Here is a 17,812-nt window from a genome sequence, read left to right on the forward strand (position 1 = left end):
CGTCTGCCCTCCACAACACTGTCCCACGCGCCTGCACTCCCGGACCGGCGCATTCACAGTCCTCTCCCAGTGCGGGACCGAGCCCGGGGCGCTCAGGCGCGGCGAGCAGTGCCGCGGCGGCCCCAGGGCGCGCAGGCGAGCAGCGTGAGGAGCCCGCCGAGCGAGAGCAGGAGCGCGATCGATCCGGACGCGAGGGTCGCCGGGGTGGTGGTCGTCCCGAGCGGCACGTCCGTGATCATCGAGGTCGCGGTGTACGCCGGCACCCGGTCGATCGTCCGTCCGGTCGGGTCGATGACCTGCGACGCCCCGACGGTGGAGATGTTCACGAGCGACCGACCGGTCTCGATCGCCCGCATCCGAGCGATCTCGAGCTGCTGCAGGTTCTCGTCGGTGCCGTCGAAGTCAGCGTTGTTCGTCTGCGCCAGGATGACCTGCGCTCCCCCGCGCGCCATGTCGGTGGCGAGTCCGTCGTCGACGATGTCGAAGCAGATCGCGATGCCCGCCCGGACGCCGGCGACCGACAGCACGTTCGGCTTCGTCCCCGGGGTGTAGTCGCGCTGCAGCAGCCCGATGAGCGACGGCGCGAGCTTCGAGAAGAACCAGCGGTCCGGGACGTACTCGCCGAAGGGCACCGGGCGCTTCTTGTCGTAGGACGACTGCCAGCCGTCCTTCGTCCACACGAACGAGGTGTTGTGCAGGACCCCCGAGGACGTCTGCGTGATGGCGCCGGCGACGATCGGCGCCCCGACGGAGTCGACGACCTGGTCGAGGGCCGACGCGATCACCGGCTGCTGGCGCGGATCGAACTCGGCGGAGCCCTCGGGCCAGACCACGAGGTCGACCCCCTTCGCCTCGACGTCGGTCGCCGCGACCTGCGCGCTCAGCACCGCACCCGGCGCCGCCCGGTCGAAGTACCCGGCGGGGCCGTCGCCCTGCACCGACTCGATCCGGATCGTGCCGTCGGTGGCGGTCGGCCACGCGGGCACGGCGAGCACGGCGGCGACGAGCAGTCCCGCCATCGCCACGCGGACGGGCGCCCCGGCTGCCCGGCCGGGACCGCGGGGCACGACCAGGGCGAGCGACACGACGACCGCGACGCAGTACACGACGACGAACGTCACCCCGAGCACACCCACGTAGGCAGCCAGGTGCGTGAACGGGCCTTGCGACTGCGAGAGACCGACCCGCCCCCACGCGAAGCCGCCGTAGGGCCAGCTCCCCGAGAACCACTCGCGTCCGGTCCAGAGCGCGGCGACGACGGCCGGGAGGCCCCACACGCGTCCGGCGGTGGACGGCACGACACGCGCCACCCAGCGGTACGCGAGGGCGATCGCGACGCTGCCGAGGGCGAAGAACGCGGCTTCGAACAGCGCGAGCGCGAACCACGGGACCGGGCCGAGGTAGCGGCCGGCCCACGAGATCGCGGGGATCCAGAAGGCCGCGCCGGAGACGTACCCGAGCCAGGCGGCGCGCCGGGCACGCTGGCCCATCGCGGCGAGCATCATGCACGCGAGTGCCGGGTAGGCGAGGAACCACCAGCCCGGCGACGGGAAGGCGAGTGCGAACAGCACGCCCCCGATGACGGCGAGCGGGAAGGCCTGCGCGAGCGGCAGGGCGGCGAAGTCGGACCGGCGGCCCGCCGGAGGGCGCACGGCGGAGCCGCGACCCCCCGCCGCGGACGCACGCGCGGCGGCCCCGGACGCGCGCGCAGCCGAGGCGATGGGCGCGGTGGAGACGGCGCCCTGCGGGCGCACTTCGGACTCGGGAACCGGCACCGTGCCTCCTGTCAGACCGCCGCGTAGGCGACGATGCCGCGGCGCACCGCGTCCGTCGCCCGCCGTGCGGTCTGGGCGAGGTCGTCGTCGCCGGCGTTCCGGATCTGGTCGAGCAGGTCGATGACCTGCTTCGACCAGCGCACGAAGTCACCGGCCGGCAGGTCGAGCGTGCGCAGCACGTCGTCGAGCGCGGAGCCGGACGCCCAGCGGAACATGCCGACCGCGGCGGCCGGGGTCGGCGGCTGCGACCCGGCGAGGCGGGCGTCGCGCTCGATGTCGTCGAGTCGGGACCAGATGGTGAGGGTCTCGTCGAGTGCCGGACGGAACGCCCCGCGGGGCAGAGCGTGCTCGGTGCCGGGCGCGTCTTCTCGGCGGGGCTGGTAGACGATCGTGGCGGCCATCGCGGCGAGCTGCGCCGGGGTGAGGTCCTTCCAGACGCCCGCCTCGAGGCACTCGGCGACGAGCAGGTCGCGCTCACCGTAGATCCGCTGCAGCCGACGCCCGCCGGCGGCGACCGTGGCCTCGCCGTTGCCGGTGTCGACCAGGTAGCCGAGCTGCAGGAGCACGTTCGTGACCCGGTCGAACGTGGTCGCGACCGCACCCGTGCGGGAACGGATCTGCTGCAGGAGCTTGTCGTTGGCGCGCTTGAGCTTGTACCAGCGCTCGGACCAGCGCGCGTGGGCCTCTCGATCAGGGCACGCGTGGCAGGGGTGCCGCTGCATGCGCCGTCGGACGTCCGTGATGGCGGCCTGCCGTTCGGCCCGGGCGCCGTGCGAGGCCTCGCGCCCGCCGGGGACGTTCGTCCGCTCGAGGTCGGAGAGTTCACGGCGCAGGGCCGCGTACTCGGTGAAGTCGCCGAGGTGGCACTGCATCGCCTGCTGGTAGCCATCGAGGGACTCCTGCTGCGACCGGACCTTCCGCGCGAGGTCGACGACCGAACGGTCGGCCTGGAACTGCGCGAACGACGTCTCGAGGACCTCGCGCGTGCGCTGCCGACCGAACTGGTCGATGAGGTTCACGGCCATGTTGTAGGTCGGCTTGAACGACGAGTTCAGCGGGTAGGTGCGGCGGCTCGCGAGCGACGCGACACCCTGGGGGTCGAGGCCGTCCGACCACTGGATGACCGAGTGCCCCTCGACGTCGATGCCACGACGCCCGGCGCGACCGGTGAGCTGGGTGTACTCCCCCGGCGTGATCGGGACGCGGGCCTCGCCGTTGAACTTCTCGAGCTTCTCGAGGACGACCGTGCGGGCCGGCATGTTCACGCCGAGCGCCAGGGTCTCCGTCGCGAACACGACCTTGAGGAGCTTGCGCTGGAAGAGGTCCTCCACCACCTCCTTGAAGGCCGGCAGGAGCCCCGCGTGGTGCGCCGCGACGCCGCGTTCGAGGCCCTCGAGCCACTCCCAGTAGCCGAGCACGGCGAGGTCCTCGTCGAGGAGGGTGCGGCAGTGGTACTCCGCCGTCTCGCGGATCTCGTTGCGCTCCTGCGCCGTCGTCAGCGACAGCCCCGACCGGAGCACGTTCCGGACCCCCTGGTCGCACCCGTTCCGGCTGAACACGAAGAAGATCGCGGGCAGGAGCATCCGCTCGTCGAGCATGTGGGCGATGCGCTCGCGGTGCAGCTTCTCGGTGCGCGGACCACGACGGTCGTGGTAGCCCCCGCGCCCCCGGCCGCCGCGGTGTCCGCCGCCGTGCCGTTCGCTGCGCGAGGCACCGCCGACGAGCCGGAGCAGCTCCGGGTTGACGCGGTTCGTCGCCGCGGCACCGCTGGAGTCGAACAGGTCGACCATCTTCGAGCCGACGAGCACGTGCTGCTCGAGCGGCACGGGGCGGTCCTCGGAGACGATGACGTCGGTGTCGCCGCGGACGGTCTGCAGCCAGTCGCCGAACTCTTCCGCGTTGGAGACCGTGGCGCTGAGGGAGACGAGCCGGACCTCGGTCGGGAGGTGCAGGATCACCGCTTCCCAGACGGCACCGCGGAACCGGTCGGCGAGGTAGTGGACCTCGTCGAGGACGACCCACGCGAGGTCGTCGAGCAGGTCGGAGTCCGCGTAGATCATGTTGCGCAGGACCTCGGTCGTCATCACGACGACGCGGGCCCGCGGGTTCACGTTCGTGTCGCCGGTCAGCAGCCCGACCTCGGACTCGCCGTAGACGTCGACGAGCTCGGCGTACTTCTGGTTGCTCAGGGCCTTCATCGGCGTCGTGTAGAACACCTTCGCCGTCGGCTGCCGCATCGCCAACCAGATCGCGAACTCGGCCACGATCGTCTTGCCGGCCCCGGTCGGCGCGGCCACGAGGACGCTGCGCCCCTGGTCGAGCGCGTCGCAGGCGGCGAACTGGAACGGGTCGAGGTCGAACCGCAGGTCGGCGCGGAAGAGTTCGAGGTTGCGGGAACGGTTCCGGACCTTCGCCGCCCGGAACCGTTCGGCAGCGCTCGGCTCGGTCGTGCTCACAGGCCGTACTCTTCGTCGAGCTTCGCCTGGCGCTTCGCCACCCGGCGGTCGTGGAGCCAGGCCACCGCGCACGCGGCGACGTACAGCACGATCATCGGCACGGCGAGCAGGAACATCGAGATGACGTCGGCGCTGGGCGTCACGATGGCGCAGAAGACCAGGATGCAGAGGATCGCCACGCGCCAGGACTTGATGATCGAGGACGCGGACAGCACGCCGACGAAGTTGAGCAGCACGAGGAACACCGGCAGGACGAACGCGATGCCGACGGCGACGATGAGCTTGATGACGAAGTCGTAGTAGGCCTTGGCGTCGACGATCGAGGTGTCCTGGCTCGACACGAAGCTGCCGAGGATGCCGACCACGTGCGGCAGGATGTACCACCCGAACCAGCAGCCCGCGAAGAACAGCGGGATCGCGGTGCCGAGGAAGCCCCACACGTACTGCTTCTCACGCCGCACCAGCGCCGGGACGATGAACGCCCAGATCTGGTAGAGCCACACCGGGCTCGCGATGACGATGCCGATCGTGATGGCGATCTGCAGCTTCAGGTCGAACGCGCCAGTGATCATCGGGAAGTTGAGTTCGGCCGTGTGCCCGCCGACCTTGGCGAGCTGGGAGACCGGGGACCGGAGCGCGTCGAGCACGAACGGGGTGAGGAACCACCCACCGACCGCGGCGACGACGATCGCGATCACTGCGCGGAACAGGCGGTTGCGCAGCTCGATGAGGTGCTGCCCGAGCGACATGCGGCCTTCGGCGTCCTTCGTCGGACGCCCGGTCCGCCTCGCTCGCCCGCGCGCGGTCGTCGAAGCCATGGGTCGATCCTACGGGGTCGGGACCGACAGTCGGCCGCGACGTGCGTTCGCACAGGAGGGTCACGGGCCTGGAGGCGCGGGGCGGGCCCGCACCGCGCCTCCCGTCCGTCTGTCGGCACGTCGGCGGCGGGGCCGACGCGCGTCCGGTCCGACGGTCGGGTGCCTCGCTCGGTTCGAACCACGGAACCGACGTCGAACCACGTCGCGGTACCGGTTCGACGTCGGTTTCGTGGTTCGACGTGTGCGACACGCAGCGCCGGTCCGGCGTTCGCGCGCGGCTCAGTCTCCGGCGAGGGCCGCCGCGGCGAAGTCGCGCACCGCGGCCCGTGCGGCCGGCGGGTCGAGCACGACCGCGCGACCGGGCAGCCCCGCGACCAGCCGCACCACACCGTCGAAGCCGTTCGACGCCGCCAGCCGGATGCGCACCCGGCCGTCGGTGTCGGGCGCGTCGGCCGTGTCGGCGAGGAAGTCGGCCACGAGCGGCAGCGACGAGGAGTCGAGCTCGACGGTGACGATCACGTCCTCGGCTGCCTGCTGGAACAGCGTGTCCGGGATCACCACGTCGTCGATCGACTTCTCCGCCGGGCGGTCGTCGACCCGTACGCCGGACATCCGGTCGAGCCGGAACGTCCGGAGGGCCTGTCGGGCGAGGTCCCAGGCCCGCAGGTACCAGTCGGTGTCGATCGACTCCACGCGCAGCGCGTCGACGCGGCGGGTGCTCCCCTGCGTGCGCGGACCGGCGTACTCGAACGCGAGCCCGCGACCGTCGGCCATCGCCTTGCGGATGACCGCGAGGGCGACGTCGTGCAGGTCCTGCCCGACGGCGACGTTCGCGGCCGCGCCGCCGGCACCGCGGGACAGCTTCGCCATGAGCGCGCGGATGGCGTCGCGGTCGGCGGCCTCGGGCAGGGCGGACAGGTACTGCAGTCCGGCGATGAGCGCCGACGCCTCGCGCGCCGAGAGCCGCGGGGAGTCGTCGATCGCGACGAGGTTCGTCAGCACGATCATGTCGTTCTGGTCGAAGTCGTCCCAGGCGATGTCGAACAGGTCGCCGTGCTGGTACTGCATCGTCTCGCCGGGGACGCCGGACACCGCGATGAGCTCGACGGCACGGCGGATCCGGGTCTCGGGGACGCCGAAGTGCCGAGCGGCCTCGGCGACCGAGACGCGTTCGCGGTCGATCAGGTACGGCACGAGGGCGAGCAGGAACGCGAGCTTGTCCTGCGCCTGGAGTGGTTGCTGCTCAGCCACGGGGGCTCCCGTCCTGATCGGCGGCGGGCTCGGCGTGGTCGGCGGGTGCCGGTGCGTCGGCGTGGTCGGCGGGTGCCGGTGCGTCGGCGTGGTCGGCGACGAGGGCCCGCAGGCGCTCGGTCACCCGGTCGCGCAGGTCGTCCGGCTCGAGCACGCGAACCTCGGGCCCGAAGGCGGCGAGCTCCTCGGCGAGGATCTGGGGGTCGACGTGGTGCAGCACGAGGACGCCGTCGTCGTCGGTCTCGGTGTCCCGCCGGCGGGCGAGCCGACGTTCGGCGTCAGACCCCGGTGCGACCCGGATCCGGGCGGTGCGCGCCGCCCAGATGCGCTCGAGCTCCGCCAGTGCGCGTTCGCCCGCGCCGGCCGGGGCCGGGTGCTGCCCGACCTCGTACTGGGCGACGGGCCCGACGATCCGGGAGAGCAGGTAGTTCTTCTCGCTGTCCGTCGCGAACTCGTGCGCGGCGAGCATCCAGCGGCCGCCGTGCTGGACGAGCGCAACTGGGGCCACCGCACGCCGACGCGGCTCGTGCTGCCCCGGCGTGATGTAGTCGAAGCGGACCGCGGCGGACCGGTCGAGCGCCGAGCGCAGCGGCTCGAAGGCGACGTCACGGGCGCGTAGGCGCGGGGCGTACGCGTCGACGCCGAGGGCCCCGGCGCCGTCGTCCTCGGATCCGGCGGACCGCACCTTGAGCAGGCCGCGACGGGAGTCGGCGGAGAGCGCGCCCTCGCGCCAGGCCATCGCGGCGAGGGACAGGAGCGCGGACTCGTCCGGCGTGAAGCGGACGTCGACGGGCAGGTCGTACTCGCCCTTCGGGATCCGGTAGCGGAGCGTCTGGTTGTTGCCGGCGGCCCCCGGGGTCTCGATGGTCTCGAGCGGGATGCCCAGCTCGCGGACGTCGTCCTTGTCGCGCTCGAACTGGCGCTCCAGCGAGGCGTTGTCGCCGCCCGTCGTGAACCGCTGCCGGTAGCCCTGCACGTTGGCCAGGATCTCGGACTTCGTCAGACCGGACTCCGTCGAGAGCAGCGCGAGCACCAGGCTGAACAGCCGTTCCTCGGCAGGCACACGGGGCACACGGGTCGCTGGCACGAGCCGATCCTACGGCAGCGCGGGTGCACCGGAGTGCACCCGCGCCGCGGTCCGTGGACGGTCCGGGAGGGTCAGGCGGAGATCTTCCCGAGGACGTCGATCACGTACGCGTACGCCGCGCCCTGCTGGTGCACGATCGTGAGCACCTGGTCGCCGACACGGTGCCCGACGATGGCGTTCCGGACGCCTTCCTGCACCTGGCCCTTGGTGAGCGGCACGGTCTGCGCGCCCGAGCCGTCGGTCCAGCTGGAGCCAGCCACCGAGGCGTCGGTGCCGTCAGCGGGCCACGACACGGCGGTGTACTTGATGACGGCGGTGTCCTTGTCGGTGAGCTCGGCGCCGTGCCCCTTGCGGAGCAGGTGCGTCTCGTCCGACTTCGGCGCCGACCACGAGGGGATCGTGATGCCGGGCGCACCCGACGGCGCGAGGACGACGGCGGGCATCCCGTCCCCGGCGAGCTGCGGCGTGCCGGTCGCGCGGGCGTCGAAGGCCTTCTTGACGTCGATGACGGCGATGACGGCGTCCTCGGTCTTGGTCGACGAGGTCCCCGTGTCGCCGGTGGTCGAGGAGCTCAGGGCGCTCTTCGGCAGTGCGACGGCGAGGCGGTCACCGACGTGCGCGCACTCGAGGGAGGCGCCGAGCGCCCCGTAGTTGTCGGCACCCGCGGTGATCGGGGCGGTCTGGCCGGAGTACCCGCTCGTCTGTGCGACCTCGCCGGTCGCACCGTCGACGAGGGTGTACTCGATCACGACGGGCGTGCCGTCCTCGATCTCGCGACCCTCGCCCTGGCGGAGGACCGAGACCTGGGTGCCCTTCGTGGTGAGGCCGCTCGGGATGTTGACCTTCGGCTCCTTGCCGAACGCACCCGTGGCGGTGACCGCCTCGGACGCGGCACCGGGAGCGGCGCAGCTCGACGGCGTGGAACCGGCCCCGCTCGCCGCGCACCCGGTGAGTGCTGCGGCGAGGCCGATGGTGACCAGGAGTGCGGGGATGGTGCGCACGGACCCTCTTTCCGTTCGATGCAGGACGGGCACGTCGCGTAGCCTACCGGTCGTCCTCAGCAGCGCCGTCCGCGTCGGACGCGGCGGGTCCGGCCTCGGCTGCGGCGACCTTGCGGGCCTGCGCTGCCGCCTGTCGCGCGACCTTGCGGAGCTTCTTGTCGCTGGCCGACCGCTCGCCGACGGCGCCGGGCGTCCAGGCCTCGACGTCCTCGTCGGAGAACTCCGCCTTGCCTGCGCGACGCTTCAGGTTCGGCAGCACGACACCGTCGGCCAGCCGGCGTGCCGTGACGAGGAACCCGGTGTGCCCGACCATTCGGTGGTCCGGGCGGACGGCGAGGCCCTCGACGTGCCAGGTGCGGACGAGGGTCTCGCTGGACTGCGGGTCCGTGAAGCGCCCGGTGTCGCGGAGCGCCTCGGCCGTGCGGGACAGCTGCGTGACGGTCGCGACGTAGCAGACGATGAGACCACCGGGGACGAGGGCGTCCGCTGCGGCGTCGACGCACTCCCACGGCGCGAGCATGTCGAGGACGACCCGGTCGACGCTCTGCGGTTCGGCGGCGCCGGGCAGCTCCTCGACGAGGTCGCCGACCGTGACCGACCAGTTGTCCGGGACGGCGCCGAGGAAGGTGCCGACGTTGCCACGGGCGATCGCGGCGAACTCCTCGCGGCGCTCGAACGACTGCAGCTGTCCGGTCGGTCCGATCGCCCGCAGGAGGAACAGCGAGAGCGCGCCGGAACCGACACCGGCCTCGACCACGCGGGCGCCCGGGAAGACGTCGGCGAAGGCCACGATCTGGGCGGCGTCCTTCGGGTACACGATGGCGGCACCGCGCGGCATCGACATCACGTAGTCGTTGAGGAGCGGACGCAGCGCGAGGTACTCGTCACCGGTGCTCGCCCGGATCACCGACCCGTCCGGCTGCCCGATGACGTCGTCGTGCCGCAGGACGCCGCGGTGCGTGTGGTACTCCCCCGCGACCTCGAGCGACAGGGTCGTCAGCTTGCCCTTCGGACCGGTCAGCTGCACGCGGTCACCGGCGCGGAAAGGTCCGCGCGGCGGGGTGTGCGGTGCGCCGCCCGCGGTGTGCGGCAGCGACTCGGTGGGGTTCGGGAGCGCGTCGGTCATCGTGCGACCTCCTGGGTGCGGGCGGCGAGGGCCGGGCCGGTCAGCTCGACGAGCCGGTCGACGTCGACGTCCGCGAGGGTGGTGAGGTGGACGTCGCCGCCCGTGATGTCCGACAGCGGGACGATGTGCTCGACGGCCACCGTGACCGCGCCGGAGGCCACGGCCGAGGCCACGCCGGTCGCCGAGTCCTCGATCGCGACGCACGCGGTCGGGTCGACGCCGAGCTGCGCGGCGGCGGACAGGTAGGCGTCGGGGAAGGGCTTCGGCCGCTCGACGTCGTCACCCGCGACGACGACCCGGAAGCCGCTGGCGCCGAGCGCATCGGCGGCGACGAGCGCCATCTTCCGACGGGACATCGTGACGAGGGCGGTCGGGATGCCGCGGTCGTGCAGGCCCTCGATGAGCTCGCGAGCACCGGGACGCCACGGCAGTTCACCGTCGCGCAGGCGCACCATCACGTACTCGGTCATCCACTGGATGATCTCCTCGACCTCCATGTCGACGCCCTTGTCGCGGAGGATCTCCCCCGAGCGCTCGAGGCCGCTGCCCACCAAGGCGAGACCGTCCTCGTGGGTCCAGACGACGCCGTAGCGGTCGGTGAGCTCGACCTGGGACTGCTGCCAGATCGGCTCGGTGTCGATGATCGTGCCGTCCATGTCCCACAGCACGGCTGCGGGCGGGACGAGGGCGGAGGGTTGCGCGGTCACGGGCGACGAGTCTACCGGGGCGGTCCGCCCGCGTTCCGCTCACCGCGGACGCGTGGACGCACTCCGGTCGAGCGGCCCTATCCTTGTTGCTGCGAATGTCCGGTCGCGCGCGACCTGCGAGCCGCCCGCGCCCCGCTCCACCACCAGGAGGTCCCGTCCGTGCCACAGCACTCCCCCTTCAGCGACGGTCGACTGCTCGTCGTCGCCTTCGAGGGCTGGAACGACGCCGGAGAAGCGGCGAGCGGTCTCGCCAGGCGCATCGTCGAGTCGCTCGAGCTCGACGAGCTGCGCGAACTCGACGGTGAGCGGTACGTCGACTACCAGTTCAACCGCCCGAACGTCGGCACGGACGAGAACGGCGGCCGGGGCATCCAGTGGCCGCGGATCGTCCTGCACGGTCCCGGTGCCGAGGGCCGACCCGTGATCGGAGCCACCGGCTCCCCGTCCGAACGCGACGTCTACGTGCTCGTCGGCCCGGAGCCCTCGCGGACCTGGCGCGGCTTCTGCGCGGAGATCATCGACCTCGCGGACGTCTACTCGATCGACGCCGTCGTCTTCGTCGGCGCGATGCTCGCCGACGTCCCGCACACCCGACCCATCTCGGTGTTCGTGTCGAGCGAGAACGCGGGCGTGCGTGCCGCGTTCGACGTCGACCGCTCCTCGTACGAGGGCCCGACCGGGATCCTCGGGGTGCTCGCCGACGCGATGGACAGCGCCGGCCTCACCACGCTGTCGCTCTGGGCCTCGGTGCCGCACTACGTGCACAACTCGCCGTCCCCCAAGGCGACGCTCTCGCTGCTCGACAAGATCGAGGAGCTCACCGACGTCACGGTCCCGCGGGGATCGCTGCTCGACGACGCCACCGAGTGGGAGGAGGGCATCGACGCCCTCGCCGCCGACGACGAGGACATGGCGTCCTACATCGGCCAGCTCGAGCAGGCGCGGGACACGGTCGACTCCCCCGAGGCGTCGGGCGACGCCATCGCGCAGGAGTTCGAGCAGTACCTCCGCCGGCGCGAGCGCAAGGACGGCAAGGACGGCGGGACCGCCGGGGGCGAGGGGTTCCGCCCGCCGCCACCGTCGCAGTAGACGCGACCACACGGACGGACGGGAGGCGCGGTGCCAGCTGGCACCGCGCCTCCCGTCCGTCACTTGGTCGCGTCCCGTCCCGTCCGCGCGAGCGGGCACTTTCGGTCACGCTCGGCGCCTGGAGTCGGGCGATTCCGCCCTCTCGGCGAACCTGAGCCGCATGTCCTGCCCGCTCGACGAACGGGGGCGGCCGACCGGGTCAGCCGAGGCGGATGCCGAGCAGGGCGTCGACCAGGTCCACGAGGTCCGGCGTGACCGCCGTCCCGCCCGCGATCGCCGTGTCGACCGCGGCTACGGCGCCCGGCGTGTCGAGGTCGTCCGCGACACGGGCGCGGACCCGCGCGATGACCTCGGCCGCGTCGTCGGCGTGTCCCGCGTCGCTCCCGGAAGCCCAGGCGTCCCACGTTGCCAGGCGCGTCGTGGCGCTGGTGAGCTCGGTGTCGAACCACTCCCAGTCGTCGGAGTACTTGTGCGACAGCAGCGCGAGGCGGATCGCACGCGGGTCGGCGCCGTCGTCGAGCAGCCCACGGACCGTGACGAGGTTGCCGAGCGACTTCGAGATCTTCTCGCCCTGGTAGGCGATCATCCCGGTGTGCACGAACGCCTGCGCGAGCGGCTGGTGCGCGAGCGCTGCGGCGTGCCCGGCGCTCATCTCGTGGTGCGGGAAGACGAGGTCGCTGCCGCCGCCCTGGACGCTGATCGGCAGGCCGAGGCGGTCGCCGGCGATGACGCTGCACTCGATGTGCCACCCGGGGCGCCCGGGGCCGACGGCGGAGTCCCAGCTCGGCTCGCCCGCTCGTGCGGCGCGCCAGAGCAGCGGGTCGAGCGGGTCGCGCTTGCCCGCACGGTCGGGGTCGCCGCCGCGCTCGGCCGACAGCGCGAGCATGGTCTCGCGGTCGAGGCCGCTCTCGTCCCCGAGCGACCAGGCCTCGGTCGGGCGGTTCACGTCGAAGTAGAGGTCGTCACCGGCGGACTCCGGCGTCGGCACCGCGTAGGCGTAGCCGGTCTCCTGCAGGAACGCCACGGCCTCGGCGATGCGTTCGACCTCGTCCGTCACCGCGACGAAGTCGTCCGGCGGCAGGACCCGCAGCGCCTCCATGTCGCGCCGGAACAGGTCGATCTGCGAGGCCGCGAGCTCGCGCCAGTCGACGCCGTCCCGCGCTGCCCGTTCGAGGAGCGGGTCGTCGACGTCCGTGGTGTTCTGCGCGTACTCGACCTCGAACCCGGCGTCCCGCCAGACACGACCGAGCGTGTCGAACGAGAGGTAGGTCGCGGCGTGGCCGAGGTGCGTGGCGTCGTACGGGGTGATGCCGCACACGTAGAGCGCCGCACGTTCCTCGCCACCGGTCGGATCGACGGGCTTGCCGGTCGCCGTGTCGTGCACGACCGGGCGGGGCGCGGTGCCCGGGACATCGGGGACGGACGGGACCTGCCAGGCCCTCACGGCTGGATCACTCCGAGCGACAACAACACGATGAGAACGATACCGAGTGCGATGCGGTAGACGACGAACGGCATGAAGCTGCGCTTGCTGATGTAGTTCATGAACGCCGCGATCACGACGAAGCCGACGACGAAGGCGACCACCGTGGCGATGAGCGTGTCGACCACGCCGAACGGCGCGCCGGTGTCACCGAGGCTCGTGGCGGCCTCGTACAAGCCGGAGAGGAACACGGCGGGCACGGCGAGCAGGAACGCGAACCGGGCGGCCGCCGGGCGGGTGTAGCCGAGCGCGAGCCCCATCGACACGGTCGCGCCGGAACGCGAGACGCCGGGGACGAGGGCGAGCATCTGGGCGAGGCCGATCAGGATCCCGCCGCCGAACGTCATGTGCTCGATGCGCCGGACCTTCTTGCCGACGACGTCGAGCACGCCGAGCACGATGCCGAACACGATGAGGACGATCGCGACGATCCACAGCGACCGGAACGTCGTCTCGATCGAGTCCTTGAGCAGCAGGCCGGCGATGCCGATCGGGATGGTCCCGAGGATCACGAGCCACCCGAGTCGGGCGTCCGGGTCGTTCCGGGGCACGGTCTTCCCCGACAGCGACCGGAACCACCGACCGACGATCCGTGTGATGTCGCGCCAGAAGTAGATCAGCACGGCGGTCTCGGTGCCGAGCTGCGTCACCGCGGTGAACGCCGCGCCCGGGTCCTGCGCGTCCGGCAGGAACAGCCCGACGATGCGGAGGTGGGCGCTGGACGACACCGGGAGGAACTCGGTGAGCCCCTGGACGAAGCCGAGGAAGATCGCCTCGAGGATGTGCACGGCTCGGGCCTTTCGGGGAGAGTCGGTTCAGGACACCGCCGGACCGGCGACCATGCACAATATCAGTACGTGGCGAGGAGGTCTCCGAGGACCTGCCGCCCGAAGGCCAGCGAGTCGAGCGGCACCCGTTCGTCCACGCCGTGGAACATCGCCGGGAAGTCCACGCCCGCCGGCAGCTGCAGCGGCACGAACCCGTAGCCCGCGATCCCCAGCGTCGACAGCGCCTTGTTGTCCGTCCCGCCCGAGAGCAGGTACGGCAGCACCGGAGCACCCGGGTCGTGCCGGCCGAGGACGTCGCGCACGGCGTCGACCAGGGGGCCGCCGAAGTCCTGCTCGAGCCCGATGTCGCGGAAGGACATCACGACCTCGACGTCGTCGCCCGCGAGTTCCCGGACACGCGCCAGCACCGTCTCCTCGTCGCCGGGGAGGCACCGGATGTCCACCAGTGCCTCGGCGTGGTCGGGGATGACGTTGTGCTTGTACCCGGCGGTGAGCACCGTCGGGTTCGTCGTCGTGTGCAGGGCCGCGTGGATGAACCGCGACGCCGACCCCGTGGCCAGTGCCACCTCGTCCGGGCCGGTCACCATCGGGTCCACCCCGAGGAACCGTGCGACCTCGGCCACCATCGCGTCGGTCGTCGCCGACAGCCGCACCGGCCACTCCTCGCTGCCGATCCGGGCGACCGCCGCGGCGAGCTTCGTCACCGCGTTGTCGTGGATGACGTGCGACCCGTGCGCCGCGGTGCCGGTCGCGACGAGCTTGATCCACATCAGGGCCTTCTCGCCCGTCTGCAGCAGGTACGCACGACGGTCACCGAGGGTGATCGAGTAGCCGCCGACCTCGCTGATCGCCGCGCTCGCACCCCGGAACACCTCGGGGTGGTTCTCGACGACGTGGTGCGATCCGAGGACTCCCCCGGCCTCCTCGTCGGCGAAGTACGCGATCACGAGGTCGCGCTCCGGCGCTCCCTGCTGCTCGATGACGTCCGACAGCGACGTGAGCATCATCGCGTCCATGTTCTTCATGTCGACCGCGCCGCGACCCCAGAGCATGCCGTCCCGCACCTCGCCGCCGAATGGGTCCACCGACCAGTTCGCCGGGTCCGCCGGCACCACGTCGAGGTGACCGTGCACGACCAGGGCGGACTTGTCGCGGTTGCGTCCGGGCACCCGTGCCACGACGCTCACACGATCGGGTTCGGACTCGAACAGCTGCGGCTCGAGCCCGAGCGCACGGAGCTTCGCCTCGACGTAGTGCGCCGCCTCGGTCTCGCCGCGGGACTTCCCCTCGCCCCAGTTCGTCGTGTCGATGCGGATGAGGTCACGGGCGATCGCCGCGGTGGCCTCGAGGTCGGTCAGCGTGGCCTCCGGGTTCGTCATGGCCCAACGCTACCGGTCCGCGCCGACGGCCCCGGCGTCGGACGTCACAGCAGGACGCGCCCGGGATGCGCCGCTGTGTTCATCGGGCGTTCAGACCCGTGCTAGTGTCTTCTCTCGGCAGGAACGCCGGGGAAACAGCCCGGAACGACGGCCGACAAGTGAAGAAACACCTGTCCGGGTGGCGGAAATGGTAGACGCGCTAGCTTGAGGTGCTAGTGCCCGTATTAGGGCGTGGGGGTTCAAGTCCCCCCTCGGACACAGGAAATGGGATGCCCCCTGGCCTTTCGGCCCGGGGGCATTTCCTGTTGTGTCTTCCCGGCGAGTGCCGCCGTCGCTTCGCTCGGGGCGTCACCGCCTCAGCCGCGCCAGTTCGCTGCGCTCACGGCGGGTACGGGGTGCGTCCGGCAGGTAGGTGCCGGTTCGCGGCGGCGCGTGACGAAACGGGGCGGGCGGACTCTCACCTTCGGCACCGCAACCCGATGACCCGAGTCGACGGCCACGTCCCCGCTCGGTGCCGCGGGCCTGGCTGCCGCAGGAACCCGAGAGCCCGAATGCACCACCACCCTGTCCGATCCCGCGACCGACGCGGATCCGTCCTCCTCGCGGCCGGGATCGCCGCCGTGGCCGCCATCGCCGGCGGCATCAGCGCTGCGGTCCCCGCGTCCGCCGCCGCCGAGTACACCACGAACGCGACGATCGACGGTCTCCGCTTCACGTCCCAGACCGTCACGTCCGGCAGCGCCGCCGAACTCTCCGGCACGTGGTCCCTGCCGGACTCCCCCACCACCCCGGCCGGCTTCGTGGTGGACCTGCCGCCCGAGCTCCAGGGCCGCTCCGACGGGTTCCCCCTGCTCGCACCGGACGGCTCCGCGATGGGACGGTGCACCGTGTCCTCGACCCAGCTCGACTGCGCCGTCGACAGCGCCTACGTCGCCGCCCACCCGAACGACCTGCACGGATCGTTCTCGTTCTGGGTCACCGTCGAGACCACCACCGAGTCCGCCACACCGACGACCTACCAGGTCGGTGGCACCGCCGTGACGACCACGGTCGAACCCGCACAGCCCGGCACCGGACCCGGGACGTGCACCGTCGACTGCACCTTCACCGGCCGGACGAGCGGCAAGTGGGGCAGCTACGACGCCGCCGCGGGTGTGGTCGAGTGGACCGTGGCGATCGGTTCCGGCGCCGACGGCATGCCGGACGGCCAGCGCATCACGGTCACCGACACCCCCGGGCCCGACCAGGAGCTCCTCACCAGCTTCCGCGGGTACCCCTTCGCCACGCTCTGGCAGACGAACCGGACGACCACCTGGGACGACGGGCGAGAGGGGCTCACCGGATGGGCGCCGGCGTCGCGAGAGGACTACGCCAGCACGGCCGGGAGCGTCACGTTCACCGCGCGCCAGGGGTACTTCTACGACGTCCACTTCGCCACCCGGGTCACCGACGGCGGCTTGGCGGGCACCTACACGAACACCGCCACGATCAGCATCGACGGCGACGACGACTCCTCGGTCAGCGGCACGGTCGTGCACCAGGGTGGCGGCGCCTCGGGGTCCGGGACGGCACCGACGAGCACGCCGACGCCGACGGCTCCGGCGACGGTCGAGCCCACCCCGACGCCGACCCCGACCGCTCCGGCGACGGTCGAGCCGGCCCCGACCGCCGAGCCGACCGTCCGGCCGACCGTGACGCCGGGTGCGTCGACCGCAGACGAGGAGACCGAGTCGCCGGTGCCCACGGCGATGGGCGCGGCGGTCGACACCGGAGGGACGACGTCCGACAGCACGGCCCCCTGGTGGTCCGTCGCGCTCCTCGGCAGCGGCGGCCTGACCCTGTTGCTCGTCCTCGGCGTGTGGGCAGCCCGTACGCGGGCACGAACGCGCGCACGAACGCGCGCACGAACGCGACCGTGACCCGTCGCCGCGGCACCCGTGCCGCGGCCCCCGACCGCTCCGCTCGACGACCCTGCGTCGGGCGGAGTCCAGCCGGGTCCGTCGCCCGAACGACGACCCGGCGCGCGGGCCGGTGGGCAGCACCCGAAGCGCCCACCGGTCCGCACATCCAGCGCGAGACCTGCCCCGACCACGACCGACCCATCGAGGAGACACCGTGCACGTCCGATCCGGTCGACGACCGTCCTCACTCCCGCTCGTCCTCGCCGCCGTGAGCGCGGTCACGATGCTCGGCCTCGGGGTCGGCGGGGTGGTCACCGCGACGAACTCGACGGCACCCGGCACCGCGCGCGACATGCACGGCGACCCCGTCCGGCTCGAGGCACCCGTCGCGAGCGCTCCCGGAGCCGGAGCGACGTCCAGTGGGTCCGGACGCCTCAGCGTCCCGTCCGTGCGCCTCGACGTCCCGCTCGGTGCCCTCGACGCCGTGCGCGGCAGGATCACGCCGCCGGGGTTCCGGTCGGCGTACCTGGTCCGCGACGTCGGGGTCACCCCCGAGCACGCCGCGTCCGGCACCGTGGTCGTGGTGATGCACTCCCTGCGGGGCGGCGGCACCGCCCCGGGGAACTTCCTGACGGACGTCGATCGGGGTCGGAGTCGGGTCGCGACCGGTGCCGCGGTGACGGTCGCGGGCGTGGCGTACACGGTGACCGGCTCGACCCTGGTGGACAAGGACCGCATCGCCGACGACGCCGACGTGTGGGGCGACGTCCCCGACCGTCTGCTCCTCATCACCTGCCTCGAACACCCGGACGGCTCACCGTCGACGCAGAACCTCGTGATCACCGCCACACGGGCGTGACACCGTCCTCGTAGGTCGGATGCACCGAGGTCGCGTGATGAAACGTCCGACCCGGACTCCTCGCATCCGAGAGCGGTGTGTTCAGATGGACT

At 72.2% G+C, this 17,812-nt stretch carries 14 protein-coding genes and 1 tRNA gene; 4 read left to right on the top strand and 11 right to left on the bottom strand.

Annotated elements, in window-relative coordinates; genetic code table 11:
- Positions 1-92 precede the first annotated feature (92 nt).
- The 8 genes from lnt to BJK06_RS17805 all read right to left on the bottom strand — a co-directional run bounded on the left by lnt (position 93) and on the right by BJK06_RS17805 (position 10,221).
- Positions 93-1,652 carry an apolipoprotein N-acyltransferase gene (lnt, locus tag BJK06_RS17770; RefSeq protein WP_070419598.1) on the bottom strand — a complete coding sequence of 520 codons (1,560 nt, stop codon included), beginning with the start codon at positions 1,650-1,652 and terminating at the stop codon, positions 93-95.
- Positions 1,653-1,786: 134 nt separating this feature from the next.
- Entirely contained in the window at positions 1,787-4,231 is a 2,445-nt protein-coding gene (locus BJK06_RS17775; protein WP_070419008.1) for an RNA helicase, read from the bottom strand.
- Positions 4,228-4,980: a twin-arginine translocase subunit TatC gene (tatC, locus tag BJK06_RS17780; RefSeq protein ID WP_070419009.1), complete on the bottom strand. Its 753-nt coding sequence runs from the start codon at positions 4,978-4,980 to the stop codon at positions 4,228-4,230. The genes BJK06_RS17775 and tatC overlap by 4 nt, the downstream gene beginning before the upstream one ends.
- 348 nt (positions 4,981-5,328) lie before the next feature.
- Complete coding sequence (locus BJK06_RS17785) at positions 5,329-6,300, bottom strand: YafY family protein (protein WP_070419010.1); 972 nt, start codon at positions 6,298-6,300, stop codon at positions 5,329-5,331.
- On the bottom strand, positions 6,293-7,387 hold the full coding sequence (locus tag BJK06_RS17790; protein ID WP_258027665.1) for a YafY family protein: 1,095 nt from the start codon (positions 7,385-7,387) through the stop codon (positions 6,293-6,295). The genes BJK06_RS17785 and BJK06_RS17790 overlap by 8 nt, the downstream gene beginning before the upstream one ends.
- Positions 7,388-7,458: 71 nt before the next feature.
- Entirely contained in the window at positions 7,459-8,388 is a 930-nt protein-coding gene (locus tag BJK06_RS17795; RefSeq protein ID WP_070419011.1) for a hypothetical protein, read from the bottom strand.
- Between the two features lie 43 nt (positions 8,389-8,431).
- Complete coding sequence (locus BJK06_RS17800; protein ID WP_229085971.1) at positions 8,432-9,514, bottom strand: tRNA (adenine-N1)-methyltransferase; 1,083 nt, start codon at positions 9,512-9,514, stop codon at positions 8,432-8,434.
- Complete coding sequence (locus BJK06_RS17805) at positions 9,511-10,221, bottom strand: HAD family phosphatase (protein ID WP_258027666.1); 711 nt, start codon at positions 10,219-10,221, stop codon at positions 9,511-9,513. The genes BJK06_RS17800 and BJK06_RS17805 overlap by 4 nt, the downstream gene beginning before the upstream one ends.
- A gap of 159 nt (positions 10,222-10,380) precedes the next feature.
- On the opposite strand from BJK06_RS17805, the gene BJK06_RS17810 reads away from it, so the two are divergent.
- A complete protein-coding gene (locus BJK06_RS17810) occupies positions 10,381-11,310 on the top strand; it encodes a proteasome assembly chaperone family protein (protein WP_070419012.1) in 930 nt (309 codons plus the stop codon).
- Positions 11,311-11,509: 199 nt separating this feature from the next.
- Here the strand turns inward: BJK06_RS17810 and mshC are convergent, their stop codons facing one another.
- From mshC to BJK06_RS17825, 3 genes are all read right to left on the bottom strand, one after another.
- Positions 11,510-12,754 (bottom strand): cysteine--1-D-myo-inosityl 2-amino-2-deoxy-alpha-D-glucopyranoside ligase, encoded by a 1,245-nt coding sequence (mshC, locus tag BJK06_RS17815; RefSeq protein ID WP_070419013.1) that lies wholly within the window; start codon positions 12,752-12,754, stop codon positions 11,510-11,512.
- The gene (locus tag BJK06_RS17820; RefSeq protein WP_070419014.1) at positions 12,751-13,581 is read right to left on the bottom strand and encodes an undecaprenyl-diphosphate phosphatase; all 831 of its coding nucleotides are present in this window, start codon (positions 13,579-13,581) and stop codon (positions 12,751-12,753) included. Before BJK06_RS17820 ends, mshC begins: the two co-directional genes overlap by 4 nt.
- Before the next feature lie 62 nt (positions 13,582-13,643).
- Positions 13,644-14,960 carry a M20/M25/M40 family metallo-hydrolase gene (locus BJK06_RS17825; protein WP_070419015.1) on the bottom strand — a complete coding sequence of 439 codons (1,317 nt, stop codon included), beginning with the start codon at positions 14,958-14,960 and terminating at the stop codon, positions 13,644-13,646.
- Between the two features lie 172 nt (positions 14,961-15,132).
- Between BJK06_RS17825 and BJK06_RS17830 the strand changes: the two genes are divergently transcribed.
- From BJK06_RS17830 to BJK06_RS17840, 3 genes are all read left to right on the top strand, one after another.
- Positions 15,133-15,218: transfer RNA gene (locus tag BJK06_RS17830), tRNA-Leu, on the top strand.
- 362 nt (positions 15,219-15,580) lie between these two features.
- On the top strand, positions 15,581-16,879 hold the full coding sequence (locus tag BJK06_RS17835; protein ID WP_156794909.1) for a collagen binding domain-containing protein: 1,299 nt from the start codon (positions 15,581-15,583) through the stop codon (positions 16,877-16,879).
- 196 nt (positions 16,880-17,075) lie between these two features.
- A complete protein-coding gene (locus BJK06_RS17840; protein ID WP_083295366.1) occupies positions 17,076-17,720 on the top strand; it encodes a class F sortase in 645 nt (214 codons plus the stop codon).
- The last annotated feature ends 92 nt before the right edge of the window (positions 17,721-17,812 follow it).

Source organism: Curtobacterium sp. BH-2-1-1 (genome assembly GCF_001806325.1).
Classification (GTDB): Bacteria; Actinomycetota; Actinomycetes; order Actinomycetales; family Microbacteriaceae; genus Curtobacterium.